Origin of the sequence: Rhodococcus sp. T2V (genome assembly GCF_029269925.1) — a bacterium.
GTDB lineage: Bacteria > Actinomycetota > Actinomycetes > Mycobacteriales > Mycobacteriaceae > Rhodococcus_F > Rhodococcus_F koreensis.
The window spans coordinates 12,651-31,330 of the sequence record NZ_JARJBD010000110.1; the positions used below are offsets into that span (position 1 = coordinate 12,651).

Sequence of the window (18,680 nt, forward strand, 5' to 3'; positions counted from 1 at the left end):
CGGAGACATCGACGCCTCCGTCGAATACCCCACTACGCGCACACCGGTCAGGAGCACATATGTCGCTGTTCGAATTCTCCGAACGCACGAAGAAAATTCAGTCCGACCTACTCGGCTTCATGAACTCGCATATCTACCCGGCCGAGGCCGTCTACGACCTGCAGATGCGTGAGGCGGGAGACCCCCATTTCCAACCACCGATCCTCGAGGAACTCAAGGCGGAGGCGCGTGCTCGCGGATTGTGGAACCTTTTCCACCCGCACCCCGGCTCAGGCCCGGGATTGAGCAATCTGGACTACGCGCCACTCGCAGAGATCATGGGCCGCAGCCATCTAGCGTCGGAGGCGTGCAACTGCAACGCACCCGACACCGGCAACATCGAGGTGCTCGAGCTCTTCGGAACCGATGAGCACAGGGAAAAATACCTGAAGCCGCTCCTGGACGGGACCATGGCGTCGGCGTTCGCGATGACCGAGCCGGCAGTGGCGAGTTCCGATGCCACCAACATCGAACTGATCATGGAACGCGACGACGACGAGTATGTGCTGAACGGCCGTAAATGGTTCGCTTCCAACGCGTTGCACAAGAACTGCAAGGTGATGATCGTGATGGGGAAGACGGACCTCGCCGCGCCCAGGCACCGGCAGCAAACGATGATGGTGGTCCCGATTGACGCCCCGGGTGTCTCCATTCTCCGTGGTCTCCCCGTCTTCGGCTATCAGGATCGGGAAGGCCATGCCGAGATCGACTTCAAGAACGTGCGAGTTCCCGCGAAAGACGTCCTCAAGGGCGAGGGCGAGGGTTTCGCGATCAGCCAAGCGCGGCTCGGGCCCGGGCGTATCCACCACTGCATGCGGTCGATCGGTATGGCCGAGCGCGCCCTCGAGTTGATGTGCATGCGCGCCCAGTCTCGCACCACCTTCGGGTATCCACTCAGCGAGCGCAGCAACATCCAGGATTGGATTGCGGAGGCACGCATCGATATCGAGATGATCCGGTTGCTCACGCTCAAGGCTGCCCACCTCATGGACACTGTAGGAAACAAGGCTGCTCGCACCGAGATCGCGGCAATCAAGGTCGCCGCACCTCAAATCGCCCTGAAGATCGTCGACCGAGCCATCCAAGTACACGGCGGCGGAGGCGTCACCGACGACTTCCCCTTGGCCATGGCGTACGCGCACCTACGCACCCTGCGCATCGCGGACGGACCCGACGAGGTGCACAAACGCGCAATAGCCAACTTCGAATTGCGCAAGTATCACCGCGCACAGGTCTCGTCCGCGGCGACCCACGTCTTGCCGACCACCGACAGGAAGGCAGCGATCGGCTGACCACGGTGGTTCGAACTCGGCCGGACCTTCCCCCCGCAAGTACACCGGGAGCGGGTCTCCGACGCCCGCGGCTCGCTCCCACGCCAATGATCGGCATAGATGCAAGGAGCACAGGATGAAAACTGTCATCTATACACGGACAGGCGGCCCCGAAGTGCTGCAACTTGTGGAGAGGGCGATGCCGCAGATACCTGCCGGCCATGTCCGCGTCCGCATCGTCGTCTCCGGGGTCAACCCAACAGATTGGCGCAGCCGATCGGGCCAGTCGTCAGGCATGAAATTTGACGAGCAGGTACCGAACCAGGACGGAGCCGGATTCATTGATGCACTCGCCGACGACGTCGAAGGATTCCGTGTTGGGCAACGAGTGTGGCTGTGGGATGTGGCCTATGGACGGCCATCCGGCACCGCCCAGGAGTACGTGGTCATCGCCGCCCGCCACGCAGTAGCACTTCCGGAGACCGCCAGCTTCGACGTCGGTGCGTCGCTCGGCATCCCCGCGCTGACCGCGTACCGCACACTGACTTCAGCGGAGAGTGGCCCCAGCGACCTCTATCCGGGCGCACTCACAGGCAGCAGTGTGCTGGTCCACGGGGGAGCGGGAGCCGTCGGACACGCCGCAATTCAACTCGCCGTGTGGGCAGGCGCAACCGTCATCACGACCGTAAGCAGCGCGGAAAAAGAGCAGCTTGCCCGCAACACCGGCGCTCACCACGTCATCAACTACCGCACAGAGGACGTCGCTTCACGCATCGCCGCACTGGCACCCAACGGCGTGCAACGAATAGTCGAAGTCGAACTGGCAGCCAATCTCGAGGTCGACGTCAGTGTGATCGCACCGAACGGGACCATCAGCGTCTACACGTTCGTCAACGGCGAAACACTGCGGACCCCCTCACTTGGGCTACTCGTCAAGAACGTGCACATCAGCTTCATCTACACATATACGACGAGACCCGACCAGAAGGAACTCGCGGTAGCCAGCGTGAACGCTGCCGTCGCCGACGGTGCTATGAAGGTCGGTGCCGAGCACGGGCTACCGCTTCAACGCTATGACCTCGACCGCACGGCGGATGCTCATGCCGCAGTCGAACGAGGAGCCATCGGCAAGGTGCTCATCGACATAGGCCCACACTAGTTCCGCCTCGCAGGATCGAGATCCCTCCCAAAATTTCCGCACGACCCCACAGTTCACCGATCCCAACCCGCCATCAGCCCTGGAACTGCCATGAACACAGCTGAACCCACCCAGAATCGACCCTCATCCACCACAGAGGTGGACAGGCACTCGGTGGCCAACGATCAGGTACGTCACCATCGATCGACTCGTTATGAAAGGCTCAGGAAGAGAAAGGCTAAGGAAAGGCACCGCCAGAGTGAGGTACAGGAGATCATTCGCTTCGCCCAGATCTGGATCCCCTTCGGCGGAGCTCCCTCGAGCGAGATTTTCCAGACGTTCGGAATGTCTCGGCAGAGATTCCTCCGAAAACTCTGGCAAAGCGTGAACGACTTGGAGTGCGATCTGACCTGCCGTGACGAACTCGCAGAGACCTACCCTGTGGAGAACGCCCACCACCGAGAAGTCGAACGCTCCGATGTCCAACCCCGAGTGCTGTCCACTGCTGCAGCGTCGGATACATACCGGCGGCCCTGAAGCCGTCGACGCGAGCCTGTCACGGCGCCCTCCGCCGACGCCCAGATCGTCAACGTCGTGACACTCCTCAGCACGATCGGTGCGCGCAGGACATCCGAGGCGCTACCCATCTTGGACCAAATTGTCTTCTAAAGAAGTGGATCCGAACGCACATGACGCAGAAGGGCGCACAACGAAGCGCATATCACGACTTGCGACTGGGCCGCCGGCCTCCGGCACACAGGCGAGAAGAAGCCATGGCGACTCCCAGCGATCATCTCGACGACATCCTCGATCTCGCAATTTTCTGGACACCGATCGGATGGCCGACGCCCGAGAGAATCCGGTCCGAATTCGGAATCGGCGTCGCCGACTATCGACGACGGCTCGAAGCCGCCGTTCGGCTCCACCAGCAGCGGACGGTCGACCCAACTCGCACAGTCCTCGAGAGGTTCTATGCCCCATCTATTCTCGCTGCACTCGCGCACCAGCGTCAGCACCAATAGCCGTCGCAAATGACATAGTCGACGGGTCGGTGCATGGACACCGTGTAGGTGGGGGAGCACGGTTTCGATGCCATCCCGGGCCTGAGTCTGGCGTTGGCCACCCCGTCGGACGAGGTGTCGGTCTATGCGCAACAAGCGTCGGATCGACGGTTGAAGCCGCGCTGAAAGACGCCGCGCCTGCACCGGGGAGACACGCTGGTTTTCGATGCGCTGGATCCCGAAGTCGAGACCGCGGTCGTTCTGAAGGCGCTTGCGTAACAAAGCCGCGCGACGGCAAAGGATGTCGCCGATCTGTGCTCGCTGACGGCGATCGTGCACGAGCGCAAGGCGGGAATGGCGGGTGGAGGCTCGAAACCGTCCGGATCCGCGGTGCCAGGTTCCTCGTATGTGCGTCGAGGGTGGCACGACCGTAACGGCGATCCCGGTCGCACGGGGGAACCATTCCTCGGCCGTGACGTGGAACGGCGCGATGGAGGTGGGTCCGCAGCCCGATATCCGTTCCGGTGCGCGGACGCGGTGATGATATGTGAACCCGCTGAAATTTCACAAGCGGCCGCAGACGGTATCCCACGGTCGGCGCTGAGGTTGAAGGGGCGGAACTCGCGAACAGGGTAATGCAATCGCCTGCCCAGTCACCATTCAGCATTTCCGGTCAGAGACCGTATGACCTGCCGATGATTTCTCGCTGGATTTCGTTGGTTCCACCGTAGATCGTGGCGCCGAGAGAGACTCGGACGTGGTGCACCATGTCGAACTCGGTGGAGTAGCCGTAGCCGCCCATCAGCTGCATGCCTTCGAGTGACATGCTCTTGGAGACCTCGGTGGCCTTGAGTTTCGCCATGGAGGAGGCTCGGGACAGGTTTGTGGATCGACGTGGATCGTCGGCCTGTTGGGCGACGCTGTAGACGAGCAGGCGGGCGCATTCGATTTCGGTGGCGAGGTCGGCGATGCGGTGTTTGACGGCTTGGAAGGAGCCGACGGGATGACCGAACTGGGTGCGTTCGGTGATGAACGCCAGACAGTCGTCGAAGGCGCGTTCGGCGGTGCCGAGCATCTGTGCGGCCAGGATCAGCCGCTCGGTGTCGAGGCCGGCCATCAGCTGCGGCCAGCCCTGTCCTACTTCGCCGACTACCGCGTCGGCGGGCAGCACGCAGTCGGTGAAGTAGAGGTCGTTGACCTCTTCGCCGTTCATGGTATCGATAGGCTTGACGGACAGGCCTGCGACGTTGGACGGCACATGGAACATGGTCAGCCCGTGGTGCTTCTTTTCACCGCGGTCGGTTCTGGCGACCAGCAGGATGCTGTCGGCGAGGTGGGCGTTGGTGCACCACGTCTTCTGGCCGTTGATCACCCAGCCGCCGGCGGTGCGCTCGGCGCGGCAGTTCATCGCGGCGACATCTGATCCAGCTCCGGGTTCGGACATCGCGATGGCCAGCGCTGCACCGTCGGCGATTCTGGCCAGGACGGCCTTCTTCAGTTCTTCGTGCGCGAACCGGGTGTAGATGCCTCCGGTGATGAGAGTCGTTCCGTGCCACGGTATCGGTGCCATGCCCCGGGCGAGTTCCTCGAGCAGGACGCACAGGTCGACGTGGTTGCCGCCGGCGCCGCCGTACTCCTCGGGGACGTTGATCGCCGCCCAGCCGAGTTCGGCGACCCGCCGGTTGAGCTCGAGACTGTGTGACTGGCGACCGCAGTCGGTGAGCTTGTCTCGTTGTTCCCTGCTTCCCACCTCGCGGCGGCAGAATTCACGGACGGCGGATCCGAATTCGCGTTGCTCATCGGTCAGCGTCACAGTCATTGTTTCTCCTGTAATGGTGGATTGATATGGAGAACTGGCGAATTCACATCTGGTGGAGGTGAAATTCACCGATCACACGGGATCGCCGGCGGGAATGCGAGCGCCCAGACGTTCGGCGTCACCGCCGCTTCCCTGGGGTTGCCGATTCGATGCGAAGCTGCGGCGGACAGCGAACGCGGCGGTGAATGACACCACCGCGGTGCCCATGAGGATCGCGGCGAGGGGCCACCAGTGCTCGGAGCCGTCGGTGGGGACCAGCGCCGCCGCGACAGGGGGGGTGGGTGCGGCCCATGCGACGCCGGCGAAGGCGCTGCACAGGGCGACGCCGCTGTAGCGAACCTCGGTGGGGAAGAGTTCAGCGGTCATGCTCGAGACCACGGCGTAGGTGGTGGCGTGGCCGAGGACGAGGGCGGTGGTGAACGCGATGATCATCAGGGCCATGTTGCCGGTGTTGAACAGTGCGAAGAGGGGGAAGGCGAACGCCCCTGTGAACACCACTCCGCTGACGAACACCGTCCAGGCGGAGAGCCTGTCGCAGAGGATCCCGACTCCGACCATGGCGGCGAGGTCGACGACGGCGGCGATGAGAAGAATCATCAGGGTGTCACTTTTGGTGAACCCGTGGATGTTCGTGGCCATTGTGAGCATGTATGTCGTGATCAGGTAGAACAGGACGATCACGCTGGCCTGCAGGCCGATGCCGGCGGCGACCTTGCCCGGCATCGTTCGTACCACGGTCGCGATGGGGTTGCTCTTCACGGTGCCGATCTTCTTCGCCTCGGTGAACTCGCTCGACTCCGACACCCCGAGCCTGATGATCATGCCGATCACGACGAGGACGAACCCGGCGAGGAAGGGGATGCGCCATCCCCACGACAGCAGCTGGTCGTTCGGCATCCGGGCGACGAAGTACATCACGATCGTGGCGAGGACGAGGGCGAGGGGGCTGGCGATCTGGGGTGCGGAGCCGTAGAGGCGGACACGGGACTTCGGGGCGTTTTCCACGCTCATGAGCACGGCGCCGCCCCATTCGCCGCCGACGGCGACGCCTTGCAGGAAGCGCAGCGCGGTCAGCAGGATGGGCGCCCAGATGCCGACCTGGTCCCACGTGGGTAGCAGGCCGATCAGGCCGGTGGAGGCACCCATGACGGTGAGGGTGGTGATCAGGGTTGTGCGGCGGCCGAGGCGGTCGCCGAGGTGCCCGAAGATGAAGGCGCCGACCGGGCGGGCGAGGAACGCGACTCCGAGGGTGGCGAAGGACGCGAGGGTCCCGACGTTCGATGCGAGGGCGGGGAAGAAGATCTTCGAGAACACCAGGGTTGCTGCGGTGGCGTAGATGAAGAAGTCGAACCACTCGACGGTGGTGCCGACGAGGCTCGCAAGGAAGGCGCGCTTCTGTTGTTTGGTTCCGAAGGTGGAGGGGGCGGGTGTGGTCATTGGGGGTGCCCTTTCGGCGGGGAGACTTCGTGTGGTGCTGGGGAATTCCTTCGGTGGAGCGTGGTCGATCGGTCAGAAGCGGGCGTGGCCGCCGGTGAGTACACCGGTGGTGTCGATGCGCGCATCGAAGTCGATGCCGGTACCGGTGGTCTGTGCCCTGACGGTGAGGGTGTTGTCGGGAAGGACGGGGGCGGCGAACCGTTCGCGCAACTCTTTCAGCTCCCACGGTTGTGTTCCGGCCGCTTGCGCGATCATTCGTGACGCGATGCCGAGGGTGCACAGGCCGTGCAGGATCGGTCGGTCGAATCCGTATCCGGCAGCGGTGTCGGGGTCGATGTGGACGGGATGCAGGTCGCCGGTGAGTCGGTACAGGGCGGGCAGAGTGGGCGCGATGTAGTACGGCTCCTGGAAGCTCGCGGTGTCGAGGTCGACCCGCGCTGACGAGGGTGCCCGTTCACCACCCCAGCCTCCGGAACCGGGTAGGTGGATCGAGTAGGTCGCGGTCATCTGTTCGCACTCGACGACGATGTCGATCGTGGCGGCCGAGCCCTTGTCCCACACGTCCGCGATGCGCGCATGCATCTCGAGCTTCCCCGCTCGGGGAAGGGGTTCACGGACGGTCAGGTGCTGGGCCGCGTGCAGTGACGTCAATCGGTCGTAGGCGCCGAGGGCACCTGCGTCTTCGACCGCCCACAGTCCGAGGCCGAGCGCGAAGGTGGGCAGGACGTGCAGGTCCCGTTCGTAGACGAGGGACAATTCGTCGGGCCCGGCGCCGACGCACAGCGCGTACAGGATTGCGTCCGACTCGTCGTACGAGACGACCCGACGACCGAGGTCGTGGCCCTTCAGGGCGGCGACGGCGCTCACCGGAAGGCTCCGATGTTGGTGAGGGCCTGGCCGAGGACAAGCGTGTGCACCTCGTTGGTGCCCTCGTAGGTGGACACCGATTCGAGGTTGTTCATGTGCCGGATGACGGGGTATTCGAGGGTGATTCCGCTGGCGCCGAGCATGCCGCGGGCCTCGCGGGCCACGTGCAAGGCTTGGGCGACGTTGTCCTTCTTGCCGAAGCTGATCTGTGCGGGAGCCAGCGTGCCGGCGTCCTTCAGCTTGCCGAGGTGCAGCGCCAGCAGGTGTGCGCGGTTGACGCGGATCAGCATGTCGGCGAGCTTGCCCTGGGTGAATTGGAAACCGGCCAGCGGCTTACCGAACTGGGTGCGGTTCATCGTGTACTCGAGGGCGGTCTCGTAGCAGTCGCGGGCGGCACCGACCGCGCCGAACAGGATGCCGAAGCGGGCTTCGTTCAGGCAGGACAGCGGGCCCTTGATTCCGGTCACGCCGGGCAGCACGGCGGAGCCGGGCAGGCGCACGTTGTCGAGCACGATCTCGGCGGTGATCGACGCGCGCAGCGACATCTTGCGGTCGACCTTGCGGGCCTGGTAGCCGGGAGTCTTGGTGTCGACGACGAACCCGCGGATGCCCTCGTCGGTCTGTGCCCAGATGAGGGCGACGTCGGCGATGCTTCCGTTGGTGATCCACATTTTGGTGCCACCCAGGACCCAGTCGTTGCCGTCGCGGCGGGCGGTGGTGCGCATGCTCGACGGATCGCTACCGGAGTCGGGTTCGGTCAGGCCGAAGCAGCCGATGGCCTCGCCGGCTGCCATGCGTGGCAGCCATTCCTGCTTCTGCTCCTCGGATCCGAACTTCCAGATCGGGAACATCGCCAACGATCCTTGAACGGAGACGAAGCTGCGGGCGCCGCTGTCGCCGGCTTCGAGCTCCAGGCACGCGGAGCCGTAGGCGACGGCGCTCATTCCGGCGCAACCGTAGCCGGTCAGATGCATGCCGAGCATGCCGAGTTTGCCGAATTCGGTGGCGAGCTCACGCGGGAACTCGCAGTTCTCGAACCACTCTCCGACATTCGGCTTGATCTTCTCGTCGACCAGCTTGCGGACCGTGTGCGAGACCATCCGTTCCTCGTCGCTGAGAAGCTGTTCGAGGGCGAGGAAGTCGTAGGGGTCGGGGGCGAGCGTTGTGTGCGTCATGAGTGTCCTTGTTCGAGGGTCAGGGGGCGGTGGTGCCGTGCCGCGCGGAGGCGGCGGCGACGGCCGCGTGTCGGGCGGGGCTGTCGAGGAGACGGGTTCGGGTGGCCTGCCATTCGGCCTCCTCGAAGCTCCCGTCGTCGAGGTGGCGGAGCAGTGCGCGCGTGGCGGTGAGAGCCTCGTGTGGTGCCTGGGCCAGGGTGCGGGCGAGGGCGAGTGCGTGCTCGCGGGGGTCGCCGTCAGTGAGGTGGGTCGCGAGCCCGCTGCGGACGGCTTCCTCGGCATCGAACCGTTCCGCGAACACCAGCAGGCGCGTGACGGTGGAGCGGGGCAGGGTCGCGTGGATTCGCCGGATCGAGGTCGGGTTGTAGAGCAGACCCAGTTCGACCGCCGGCACCCGGAACCACGCGTCAGAGCCGGCGAACCGCGCATCACACGAGATGGCCAGCTCGACGGCTGCGCCGACGCAGGGCCCGGCGACGGCGGCGACGACCGGCACCGGGCAGTGTCGAATCGCGGCGCATGCCCCGTCCAGGTCCTGGTCGTACGCGAGGTCGGCGGCGGTGCCGGTCAAGTCTGCGAAGTCCGCGCCGGCGGAGAACACCGGTCCCGTGCCGGTGAGCACGACGGCGCGGACGCCCTCCGGGAGGTTGGTGAATGCGTTCCGCAGTGCGCGGAGCAAGTCCCGGGACAGAGCATTTCGACGACTCTCACGGTCGAGAACGAGCTCGAGGGCATCGCCGTGTTCGTGGTGTGCGAGCGGCCCGCCGGTCATGGGACCGGTACCGGCTGGGGTGCTGCCGGGTGGTCGGCCCAGCGATCGCGCAGCGGGGTGTAATCGAAGCCCAGCGCGGCCTCGAGCGACTCGGCCAGGTTCAGCAGGTCCGCGTCACGTCCCCGGGCGGTGACGAGTTGGGCGCCGATCGGCAGGCCGTCGGACGTACCGGCGGGCAACGTGATCGCCGGGGTGCCGGCGACGTTGAACGGCGAGGTAAACGGGAACGCACCCCACAGCCAGTCCACATCGACACCGTCGATGGTCTTCGGGCGCTCGCCGTGGGGGAAGGCGACGGTCGCCACGGTGGGCGCGAGCACCGCGTCGAAGCGGTGCAGGAACCCATCGATCCGCCGCCGGAAGTCGGTCAGCGACTCCCTCGCACTGGCGACGTCCGCGCTCCGCAGTGTCGTGGCGGCGCGCAGCGTGGACCGCTCGTACGGGGTGAGGAGCTCCGGTTGCTCCAGCAGGTGCCCGCGTTCGCGCAACTCGTCGTCGAGCACGAGCGGACCGAAGATCTCGTTCCAGCCCTCGATGGGGACATCGGTGGCGACCACGTCGTGACCGAGGTCCGACAGTGTCGCCGCAACGGCGGCCAGCCTGTCCGCGACGGCGGGATCGACGGGGCGTCCGTCGGGGCGGGCACAATAGGCGATCCGCAGTGTGGGCGAGGTTCTGCGGACGAGGGTCTGTTCGGCGAGGACATTGACCATGAGGCGGGCGTCGTCCACCGTCCAGGCCAGTGGTCCTGCGGTGACGAAATCGGTCATCGCGCGGAAGCCACGTTCGTCCGGACACAGCCCGGTGGTCGGTTTGAATCCGACGAGCCCGCAGAATGCTGCCGGGATGCGGATGGAGCCGCCGCCGTCCGAGCCGAGCGCGATGGCGGCCAGACCGGCACCCACGGAGGCGGCGGCGCCCCCGCTCGACCCGCCGGGCGTGCGCGAGATGTCCCACGGGTTGCCGGTGTCGGGGCCGAGGAGGTTGTCGCTGGTGGCGGACTGGCAGAACTCCGGCACATTGGTCTTGCCGGGCATGACGGCCCCGGCGGCGCGCAGTCGGGCGACGACCCCGGAGTCGGAGCGGGCGATCCGGCCACGCTGAGTCAGCGTGGCCGAGCGTGGTCTCGGTGTCCGCGAGGTGGAATGCGTCCTTGATCGACACCGGCACCCCGAGCAGGGGTGCACGGTCACCGTGCCGATAGCGTTCGGCGGCATCGGTGGCCTGGGCGCGGGCAAGCTCGGGCAGCAAGGTCACGTACGCGTGCACCTGCGGGTTCAACCGCTCGATGCGCTCGATCAGGTCCTCGGTGACGTCGACAGGGTTGAGATCGCCGCGTGCGAAGGCGTCGGTGAGTTCACGGATCGACAGGTGGCGGGTGGGATCAACCATGGGGATGCACCCCTCCGCTGATGCCGTAGACCTCGCCGGTGACATACCCGGAGTCCGGTCCGACCAGAAAGGACACCAGGCCAGCGACGTCCTCGGGGCGGCCGACTCGCCCGACGAGGGAACGGTTCTCGGCATATCCGGAGAAGAAGTCGTCCGGGTAGATCTTCCGGAGGAAGTCGTTGTAGATCAGTCCCGGCGTGATCGCGTTGACCCGGACACCGTGCCGACCGTTCTCGGCGGCGGCGACACGGGTGAGCGCGAGAACGCCTGCCTTGGCCGCCGAGTAGGCGGCACCGTGTTCGGTGCTGGTCTCGTAGGCAGCGATGGAGCTGATGTTGACGATCGCTCCGGACTTGTTCTTCTGCATCAACGGCAGTGCGTAGCGCATGGTGTAGAAGGTGCCGTTCAGGTCGACGTCCAGGCAGCGGCGCCAGGTATCGGAGGACATCTCGGCGACCGGCTCGATCTTGCTCCACCCGGCGTTGTTGACGAGGACGTCGAGGCGGCCCTTGGTCGCTGCGATGTCGGCGACGACCTCCTCGACCCGAGCCTCGTCGGTGACGTCGAGGACATGGTGACCGAACTCGCGGCCGAACTCGGCCGATAGCTTGGCGGCGAGCTCCTGGCACCGTCGTTCGTGAATGTCGGTGACGATGACGTCGAAACCGTCGGAGGCGAGACGGGTCGCGATGGCGGCGCCGATACCGGCACCGGCGGCGGCGGTGACGAGCGCGGTCGGACGTTCTTGCATCATGAAGCCTTTCGAGAGGGACTGTGCGCGTTTAGGTTTCAGAGGTCGAGGGTGCGCCGGAGCAGCGCGATCGACTGCTCGGGTTGGTCGACCAGCATCAGGTGCCCGGCGCCCGAGATCTCGGCGTAGCCGGCGTGCTCGATGGCACCGAGGATGATGTCGGCGGCCTTCTTCGGGCAGAAGGTGTCGTGGTCGGCGCCGACGATGGCAACGTCGACGCCCGGGTCGATCTCCGACAGTTTCGGGGTGAGGGGTGCATCTACGAGTGCCGCCATCGCCGTAGAGGCGTTGACGTAGCCTCTTCCGTCACCGACCGCGGCGAGCCGGGCACGGGTGACTGCATCCACGTCGGAAGCAGGGTTATGCAGCGCGGCAGCGGTATCCGCGAGCAGCGCCTCCCGCTGTGCGGCGGAGTCGGTGCCGCGGAACAGCTCGATGCGTCCCGCGTAGAAGCCCGCGGCGCCGCGGCCCACGACACTCGAGGTGCCGAGTGCGACGACCTTCCTCACCAGATCCGGGCGCTGTGCCGCGGCGGCGAGGACGACGGTACCGCCGAGGGAGAAGCCGACGCAGACGGCGGGTCCGGTGACCTCCTCGAGGAAGGCCAGCAGGTCGCCACGCAGCTGGGCAAGTGTGCCCTCCGGTGACCCTATGCTGGTGTCTCCGTGGCCGCGCAGATTGTAGGCATAGGTCGTGGCTGCCAGACCCGCCTCCTGCACCGCGTGCCAGCTCCGGTGGTCCTCGGCGAGTCCGTGCACCAGGACGACGGCGGTCCCGTCGCCGGCGCGGGTGTAGGTGACGTCGATGTCGCGCAGGGTGACCGTGTGGGTGGTGATGGTGCCGTCGATGCCGCTGGTCATGCCTTCTCCTCCGAAATCATCTCTCTGAGAATGTTCTTGCGGATCTTCCCTGCAGGTGTTTGCGGCATGCCGGTCACGATGCGGATCGATTCCGGCCACAGCCGCCGGGGTACATCGCGGCTGTCGAGCCAGCAGAGGATTTCCTCGAACGTGGGAGGAGTGCCATTGATCTGGAGAACGGCGCAGATCCGTTCGCCCAGGCGGTCGTCGGGGCGTCCGACGACGGCGACCTTGACGATCTGTGGGTGTCCCGCCAGCGCGTTCTCGATCTCGACCGGCGAGATGTTCACTCCGCCGCGGATGATCAGGTCCTTGAGTCGCCCAGTGAGTCGGAGGTACCCGTCCTGGTCGACGATCCCGGTGTCCCCGGTGCGGAAGTAACCGTCGGACGTGAAGGAATCGCGATACAGATCATCCTGTCCGATGTAGCCCAGGAACAGCGACGGAGTGCGCATGACGATCTCGCCGTCGGTGCCGCGCGGTGCGATGATGCCCTGCTTGGTGATCGTCTCCAGAACCACGCCGGGCATCACGCGCCCGCAGCTGCGGGCGACCAGGTCAGGTGCGTCATCGGGGAGGCTGGAGGTGGCTCCGCCCTCGCTCAGTGCCCAGATCGACCCGATCCGGGTTCCGGGCATCTGATTTTGGGCCTGCTCGATCAGGCTGGGGGGAATGGGAGCACCTCCGCAGAGGAATGCACGCATTCCGTTCAGTTTCGGTGTGTACGAATGCCATTCGGTATCAACCAGGTCCTTCAGGAACGGCGTCGCAGCGACGGTGATGGCGCAGTGGTGCCGGTCCACGAGTTCGAGGGCTCGGTGTGGGTCCCACGAGTCCTGGAGCACGAGCGTTGCTCCGGTCATCATCGACATCCGCGCGCCGTGCCAGAAACCGGTGCTGTGACCGAGCGGCGAGGGCATGAAGATCGGGTGGTCGCCGGTGACGCCGTAACGTTCGATGACGCTCTCGTTGTAGGCGCTCAGGCTTGCCTCGGAATGTGCGATCGCCTTCGACTTGCCTGTCGTACTCGAGGAGAACAGTATGTGCGCCATCCCCTGCGGATATTCCGGAACTATCACCGGCGGACCGTCGAAGGTGCGCCACGCTCGTGTCCGGTGGTCGCCGTCGAGTAGGAGGACGTGGAGGAATCGCCCCAGTTCCTCGGCAAGCGTGGTGGATTCGGCTGTGAAGTCGCGTCCCCGATGTGTCCGCGGGAGTATCACGGCTTTGGCGCCCACCAGGTTCGCCGTGTACGCGATCGATTTCGGATCCGTGGTGATCGGCAGAGTCGCGGGAACCATGCCGCCGCGCACGACGGCCAGGTAAGTGGCCATCCACTCAGTCCAGTTCGGCATGCAGACGACCACGACGTCGCCGGCGGTGAGTCCGCGCGACTCGATGTCGTCTTTGATGTCGGAGGCGAGTTCCCATAGTTCCTTCCTGCTCAGCGCGTTGTCTCGGTCGTCGCGGACGGCGATGGTGTGCGGATTCTGCGCGAGATGGTTGTGGAACAGGTCGAGGGGAGTCAGGTCTGGACTCTCGGACCCGAGGGTCCGAGTTACGTCGAGCGCCTCGGCGTTGGAGGTGGCTACTCGGGAATTCACGGCGACTCCGTTCGGTGAAAAGCCGGATGATGAAGCGCAAACGCGGGTGACCGCGGCGTCGTGGTAACGAGTCTGTGGCATCCGCGTACCTCAAGTCAAGAGAGTGACGTCGCTTTTGTGTAAACTCGGGATCAACGCTCCGATCAGTCGATACGATGCCTGCAACGAGAAGGAGGGGCATGCCCCACGTACCGAACACCACCAAGGGAAAGCTCACCCGGGCCCGGCTCCTGGATGCAGCCCGATCAGTCTTTGCACGTGACGGCTACGTCGGCACCACGATGAGTGGCGTGGCAACGGAAGCAGGCATGTCACTCGGAGGGCTCTACCGGTACTTCAAGGACAAAGAAGACCTCTTCGCCGCGCTGATCGCCGATACCCACGACGACCTGTTCCGCGCCAGCGGAACAACGAAACACCGCCTCGAGGAGGAGCCGTACGAGGCACTGCTCGAATCGAACACCGGCTACCTGACGCACTACTACAATTACCGCGATGTGATGCGCACCTTGGTGGAAGCGGCGAGCGTCGAAGCCCGGTTCCGGGACTTCTGGTGGCAGATGCGCAACCGGCACATCGCGCGCTTCACAACCGTCCTGAAGACGAAGTGCGGCATCGAGGAGCTCAACGGCCTGCCCACCGCGGTCATGGTCGAAGCGATGGCATGCATGGTGGAGCAGTCGGCCTACGTCTGGTACGCGCAAGACGCAATGCAGGAGTCGCCGATGCCCGTCGAGCAGGCGGCAGAGGTGGTCAGCCGAATCTGGTACACCACCTTCTTCGGTGCCGCTGCCGAGGCCGGGAAATGCGACGACCGCGGCAGGCAGCGGGCCTGATCGCTGCTCGCTGCACACCTGGGGCGGAGGTGCCATGTCGGGGCGGACACCGAGTTCGTCGCCGGATCGATCTCGCCGGCCGCGCACCGGGTGGCGATCTCGTAGGCGGTGCCGCCGTGGGTGCCGGGACGGTCATCCGGGGCTCGGCGCGGGCGCGCCACAGGAGTTCGCCCGGGAATGTGTGCCGCTCGTTCCCGGGCGGCGACGCGTGCCGTACGGCAGTGCATGGCACACGATATGAGCAGAATCGCGACGGGGCGCCGGTGAGGTGCGGTGCCGGAAACGGTGGCGGCGCGAAGAGGCGCGGGCACGGGGTGTGAGTGCGAGAGATGTTGTGGCGCAACCAAGCGCAGCCCCCGCCAACGATGAAGATCAGCTGGCAGGGGCGCTACACGGACAACCCGCACGTGACGACGAGCGGCGCATTTCTGATCTTGGTGAGCGGCAGCAGTGAAGTCCAGAAAATGTGATCCACACCATGACACTATTTTCACCCAGCTCGGGCATCGGACCTCGGATTGCCGCGGGGGTGAATGGTGATCGACGCCGAGTACGGGCGGGCCCGTGAGGTGGCCGGCGAGATGTCGGCGGTTCCCGGCGCGGGTGGCAGGGGCGTCCCGCTGCGTGCCCCGGGAGGTCGGCGGGTCGGAGTAGTCCGGCACCCACGAGGTGGCGCCGGGGCTTCGTCGCCGGTTTCTCGCCTGGCGCGTCGAGCGCTGAGGCGCAATCGCGTGCACACGGTGGCGTGCGTGCCGCATCGCGGACGCGTCCCGGTCGGCCGAGCTATCCGCCGCCGACGCGGGAAAACCGTGTGGCGAGCCGGCGAGGTCCGAATCGGACCAGGTACCGCTCCGGTCACCAACAGGTCAGTCTTTCCACATTGGTGTTACAATTTGGGACACGAGTTCGGGAAGGGGTGGGTATGACCGTCACCGATACCAGAAGTGCTCTCGCTGCCAATTCCGCGCGAGAACACCTCCTGCGGCTGGACCGGCTGCGGCTGATCGACAAGGCGCAGAACGAGGGTTTCACGCTGCGCCAGATCGCTGATCTCCTGGAAATCTCGGCAACGCAGGTCCACCGGCTCGCACAACGGGTCCTGCAGCAGCCCGGCGAACTCGAGCGAACCCCGCGGGAGGTGATTTACCAGCGCTCGGCCGGGGTGATCACCGATGACGAGATGATGGACACGCTGGTGCACTGGAACTACACCTACGGCTATGTACCCACCGACGGCGACCAGCAGGTGGACGCGTACGCCAAGGGCAGCTGGGATGACGTGCGGCGGGCGTATCGGCGGGGTTTGCTCGCCGACGACGAGTGGGACGTCCTGTTCGAGGGCACCCGCACCGCACGGCAGGCGCAGCGCGCTGCGGCCCGAGGGTGAGCGTGGCGGGAGAACCACTGCGCGAGGCGGTTTCTCGGCAATTGGTGCACCTGGGGGAGCACGGGCAGCCGCTGCACCCGGACAGTGGCCGCAGCACCCTCGACCTGTACGCGGATGATCGCCGGCGGGACCGGACGCTGCAGGAGGTCATCGAGTGGTACCTCGACCTCGCCGAGCCCGATCGCGACGGGCACTGCGCCGCGATAATTTCTGCGGGGCCACCGGGGGCAGGCAAGTCGACGGCGCTGCGGGAGCGTCACCTGGTCGATACCAGCTACCGATATCTGGACGCGGACATCGTCAAGGACGAACTGCTGCGCCGCGCCATCGCGGACGGTCACTATGCGGACCTGCTGTCGACGACGCTCGCCGATGCGCACCCGATAGCCCCCCCGGGAACTCGCGGCCCTGGTCCACGCCGAATCCACCGAGGTCATCGACGACGTCCGCGAGGTGTGCCTGCAACGACGCGAGAACGTCGTCATCGAAGGCACCCTGCAATGGGGTCCGCAAGGTGGCATCCTCATGGCCCAGCTCAGTGAGCACGACTACACCGATGTGCGGATCGTCGACGTCGAAGTACCGGCGTCGATCGCCCATGAGCAGGCGGTGCGTCGGTGGTGGGAGGGCCGGCTCCGGGGGATCAGCGGGCAGGACCCGATGGGTGGCAGGTTCACCCCGCCCGCGGCGATCACACGGCTCTACGAGCAGGGTCCGGTGAGCCGGTGCGCAGCCCACGCGCGTGCGGCGTTCGAAAGCTCTCTCACTGCGGCGATCACCCAGGTCACCCTCATCCACATCGACCGCAGACTCGGCGCCGAGCCGTTGGTCTCGCGGCGGGTCGACGGCAAACTGGTCGAAGGACGATAACCACCGGCCCGCACAGCATGGCCGGGGCATGCGCTGAGGGGCCGAGCGCGCGTGAGGAAAGCCTGGACACAGGGCTGTTGCCGGGTGGTGGGGTGAGGTCTCGCAGTTCGTACTGCAGTCGTCGGTGTGGCCGACTCGCAGGGTCGTCGCGACGCCGCGGGATGGGTCTGATTCGCCTCGTGGGCTCCGCCACGGGGATGGCTGCCCGTGAGAGGCGGCGGAAGCTGCCCGGCGCTTCCGGGGAACGCTCACACAGGCGTCCACGTACGTCGTTGATCAGCCGGGTACTCGGTTCAATGCAGGGACACCAGAACGACAACGGCGGCCACCACGACGGCGGTGAGTTCGATGGCACCGAGGATCAGAGCGGCAACGGCGAGAGACGATCCGGTCTCGTATTCGCGTCCGCCGGTCTCGACGTAACCGATCGCACCGAACACCAGGGCTGGAATGAACAAGCCCGTCAGGGCGCAGAACAGTGCGACGATCGCGCACACGTTGGTGCGTTCGACCGTGTCGATGCCGAGATCCGTGTCGTCGACTGCGACCACCGGACACGCTCCTGTCGTTGTTGTGTTGGTGCTCGGCCAGGGCGGATCCGGCACAGGCTGCCGGCACCGCCAGTTATCAGGGGCCGGGTGCCCAGGTACCGGTCCCGGTGCGACCGTTGCTGACGCAGAACAGATCCTGACCTTCGGGTGAGATCGCGATCCCGGTGGCGACGGGGTTGCAGCTCTGCCCTTCGGCGGCTTGGCCGATGATCGGCACGGACCTCACCCAGTGTGGGCGGGTGGATCCGGCGTAGGTGCATTTGAGGAAGGTGCCGTCGGCAGAGGTGGCGTGGTTGTCGACGTCCGGGTCGCAGTCCCCGTTGACCGTGGGGGATGTGGCCGGCTCGGGCTCGTCGACGGTGGTGGTGGCTTCGGGCTCGGGTTCGGTGGTCGCCGCAGCGGGGGGAACGAGGGCGGGCGGGACCGCGGACGCCGGCGTGAGGTCCTGGGCCTGCGCCGAGGGGAGGGAATAGCTGGTGGCCGGCGACGAGTTAGTGACCGCGTCCGAGAGGGAGGTCCCGGCCGAATACAGGATCGTCCCGGCGGCAAGTGCCTCCAGGATCCCCAGGATGAGTGCCGCGACCGCGATGGCCAGCCCGGCCGGTCGCCAGAACGCGAGAATGCCGAAGACGATCGCCACGGGGAACAACCCGAGCAGTGCGGCGACGAGAGCGATGACCGCGTACGGGTTGATCGGAGCATGGTTCGTCGACGGTGTCGCGGCCGCCTTGGACAGGTCGACGGTCATCGGCCACCGATCCGTGTGTGAGCGGCACCCTCACGCTCGACGGGGAAGCTGCTCATCGGTCACCTCCGGTAGCAATGTGGGAGGCGACTGCACCCCTCGGCGCCGATCTTAGCCTGAATCCGTGGACGGCCTTGATGGCGGACCGGCGTGTGAGATGAGGAA

At 65.8% G+C, this 18,680-nt stretch carries 17 protein-coding genes and 1 pseudogene; 6 read left to right on the plus strand and 12 right to left on the minus strand.

Translation table 11 applies throughout. From position 1 onward, the window contains the following. The first annotated feature begins 59 nt into the window (after window positions 1-59). Together P3H15_RS46215 and P3H15_RS46220 are read left to right on the plus strand one after the other, a co-directional pair. Window positions 60-1,331 (plus strand): acyl-CoA dehydrogenase family protein, encoded by a 1,272-nt coding sequence (locus tag P3H15_RS46215; RefSeq protein WP_276143459.1) that lies wholly within the window; start codon window positions 60-62, stop codon window positions 1,329-1,331. 178 nt (window positions 1,332-1,509) lie between these two features. Continuing rightward, entirely contained in the window at window positions 1,510-2,469 is a 960-nt protein-coding gene (locus tag P3H15_RS46220; RefSeq protein WP_346348861.1) for an NADPH:quinone reductase, read from the plus strand. Between the two features lie 1,653 nt (window positions 2,470-4,122). Here the strand turns inward: P3H15_RS46220 and P3H15_RS46225 are convergent. The 10 genes and pseudogenes from P3H15_RS46225 to P3H15_RS46270 all read right to left on the minus strand — a co-directional run bounded on the left by P3H15_RS46225 (window position 4,123) and on the right by P3H15_RS46270 (window position 14,126). Next, a complete protein-coding gene (locus P3H15_RS46225) occupies window positions 4,123-5,268 on the minus strand; it encodes an acyl-CoA dehydrogenase family protein (RefSeq protein ID WP_276143461.1) in 1,146 nt (381 codons plus the stop codon). A 72-nt stretch (window positions 5,269-5,340) separates the two neighbouring features. Beyond that, window positions 5,341-6,705 (minus strand): MFS transporter, encoded by a 1,365-nt coding sequence (locus tag P3H15_RS46230; protein WP_276143462.1) that lies wholly within the window; start codon window positions 6,703-6,705, stop codon window positions 5,341-5,343. A 72-nt stretch (window positions 6,706-6,777) separates the two neighbouring features. Continuing rightward, window positions 6,778-7,572 (minus strand): MaoC/PaaZ C-terminal domain-containing protein, encoded by a 795-nt coding sequence (locus P3H15_RS46235; RefSeq protein WP_276143463.1) that lies wholly within the window; start codon window positions 7,570-7,572, stop codon window positions 6,778-6,780. After that, the gene (locus tag P3H15_RS46240; protein WP_276143464.1) at window positions 7,569-8,747 is read right to left on the minus strand and encodes an acyl-CoA dehydrogenase family protein; all 1,179 of its coding nucleotides are present in this window, start codon (window positions 8,745-8,747) and stop codon (window positions 7,569-7,571) included. The genes P3H15_RS46235 and P3H15_RS46240 overlap by 4 nt, the downstream gene beginning before the upstream one ends. Window positions 8,748-8,766: 19 nt before the next feature. Continuing rightward, the gene (locus P3H15_RS46245) at window positions 8,767-9,519 is read right to left on the minus strand and encodes an enoyl-CoA hydratase/isomerase family protein (RefSeq protein WP_276143465.1); all 753 of its coding nucleotides are present in this window, start codon (window positions 9,517-9,519) and stop codon (window positions 8,767-8,769) included. Beyond that, entirely contained in the window at window positions 9,516-10,736 is a 1,221-nt protein-coding gene (locus P3H15_RS46250) for an amidase (protein ID WP_276143466.1), read from the minus strand. Before P3H15_RS46250 ends, P3H15_RS46245 begins: the two co-directional genes overlap by 4 nt. Next, window positions 10,690-10,956: pseudogene (locus P3H15_RS55935) on the minus strand (hypothetical protein); the annotation flags it as partial. The pseudogene P3H15_RS55935 and the gene P3H15_RS46250, both read right to left, overlap by 47 nt. Then, entirely contained in the window at window positions 10,904-11,665 is a 762-nt protein-coding gene (locus P3H15_RS46260) for an SDR family NAD(P)-dependent oxidoreductase (RefSeq protein WP_276143467.1), read from the minus strand. The gene P3H15_RS46260 and the pseudogene P3H15_RS55935, both read right to left, overlap by 53 nt. A gap of 35 nt (window positions 11,666-11,700) precedes the next feature. Next, window positions 11,701-12,522, minus strand: coding sequence for an alpha/beta fold hydrolase (locus P3H15_RS46265; RefSeq protein WP_276143468.1), 822 nt, complete (start codon window positions 12,520-12,522; stop codon window positions 11,701-11,703). Further along, window positions 12,519-14,126, minus strand: coding sequence for an AMP-binding protein (locus tag P3H15_RS46270; RefSeq protein ID WP_276143469.1), 1,608 nt, complete (start codon window positions 14,124-14,126; stop codon window positions 12,519-12,521). The genes P3H15_RS46265 and P3H15_RS46270 overlap by 4 nt, the downstream gene beginning before the upstream one ends. Window positions 14,127-14,305: 179 nt before the next feature. Here P3H15_RS46270 and P3H15_RS46275 point away from each other — a divergent pair, with 179 nt between their 5' ends. From P3H15_RS46275 to P3H15_RS46290, 4 genes are all read left to right on the plus strand, one after another. Then, complete coding sequence (locus P3H15_RS46275; RefSeq protein ID WP_276143470.1) at window positions 14,306-14,962, plus strand: TetR/AcrR family transcriptional regulator; 657 nt, start codon at window positions 14,306-14,308, stop codon at window positions 14,960-14,962. 922 nt (window positions 14,963-15,884) lie between these two features. Next, window positions 15,885-16,349: a winged helix-turn-helix domain-containing protein gene (locus P3H15_RS46280; protein ID WP_276143471.1), complete on the plus strand. Its 465-nt coding sequence runs from the start codon at window positions 15,885-15,887 to the stop codon at window positions 16,347-16,349. Window positions 16,350-16,351: 2 nt separating this feature from the next. Next, window positions 16,352-16,891, plus strand: coding sequence for a hypothetical protein (locus P3H15_RS46285; protein ID WP_276143476.1), 540 nt, complete (start codon window positions 16,352-16,354; stop codon window positions 16,889-16,891). Continuing rightward, a complete protein-coding gene (locus P3H15_RS46290) occupies window positions 16,803-17,219 on the plus strand; it encodes a hypothetical protein (RefSeq protein ID WP_276143472.1) in 417 nt (138 codons plus the stop codon). The genes P3H15_RS46285 and P3H15_RS46290 overlap by 89 nt, the downstream gene beginning before the upstream one ends. Window positions 17,220-17,512: 293 nt before the next feature. Here P3H15_RS46290 and P3H15_RS46295 read toward each other — a convergent pair whose 3' ends face one another. Both P3H15_RS46295 and P3H15_RS46300 read right to left on the minus strand, forming a co-directional pair. Continuing rightward, window positions 17,513-17,770, minus strand: a complete 258-nt coding sequence (locus P3H15_RS46295; protein WP_276143473.1) for a hypothetical protein — start codon at window positions 17,768-17,770, stop codon at window positions 17,513-17,515. A 76-nt stretch (window positions 17,771-17,846) separates the two neighbouring features. Further along, window positions 17,847-18,518, minus strand: a complete 672-nt coding sequence (locus tag P3H15_RS46300) for a DUF4190 domain-containing protein (RefSeq protein ID WP_276143474.1) — start codon at window positions 18,516-18,518, stop codon at window positions 17,847-17,849. Window positions 18,519-18,680: the final 162 nt, after the last annotated feature.

Coding starts and splice junctions, on each gene's coding strand:
- P3H15_RS46215 (WP_276143459.1), top strand. CDS start 60: ATGTCGCTGTTCGAATTCTCCGAACGCACGAAGAAAATTCAGTCCGAC.
- P3H15_RS46220 (WP_346348861.1), top strand. CDS start 1,510: ATGCCGCAGATACCTGCCGGCCATGTCCGCGTCCGCATCGTCGTCTCC.
- P3H15_RS46225 (WP_276143461.1), bottom strand. CDS start 5,268: ATGACTGTGACGCTGACCGATGAGCAACGCGAATTCGGATCCGCCGTC.
- P3H15_RS46230 (WP_276143462.1), bottom strand. CDS start 6,705: ATGACCACACCCGCCCCCTCCACCTTCGGAACCAAACAACAGAAGCGC.
- P3H15_RS46240 (WP_276143464.1), bottom strand. CDS start 8,747: ATGACGCACACAACGCTCGCCCCCGACCCCTACGACTTCCTCGCCCTC.
- P3H15_RS46245 (WP_276143465.1), bottom strand. CDS start 9,519: ATGACCGGCGGGCCGCTCGCACACCACGAACACGGCGATGCCCTCGAG.
- P3H15_RS46250 (WP_276143466.1), bottom strand. CDS start 10,736: ATGCCGCCGAACGCTATCGGCACGGTGACCGTGCACCCCTGCTCGGGG.
- P3H15_RS46260 (WP_276143467.1), bottom strand. CDS start 11,665: ATGATGCAAGAACGTCCGACCGCGCTCGTCACCGCCGCCGCCGGTGCC.
- P3H15_RS46265 (WP_276143468.1), bottom strand. CDS start 12,522: ATGACCAGCGGCATCGACGGCACCATCACCACCCACACGGTCACCCTG.
- P3H15_RS46275 (WP_276143470.1), top strand. CDS start 14,306: ATGCCCCACGTACCGAACACCACCAAGGGAAAGCTCACCCGGGCCCGG.
- P3H15_RS46280 (WP_276143471.1), top strand. CDS start 15,885: ATGACCGTCACCGATACCAGAAGTGCTCTCGCTGCCAATTCCGCGCGA.
- P3H15_RS46300 (WP_276143474.1), bottom strand. CDS start 18,518: ATGACCGTCGACCTGTCCAAGGCGGCCGCGACACCGTCGACGAACCAT.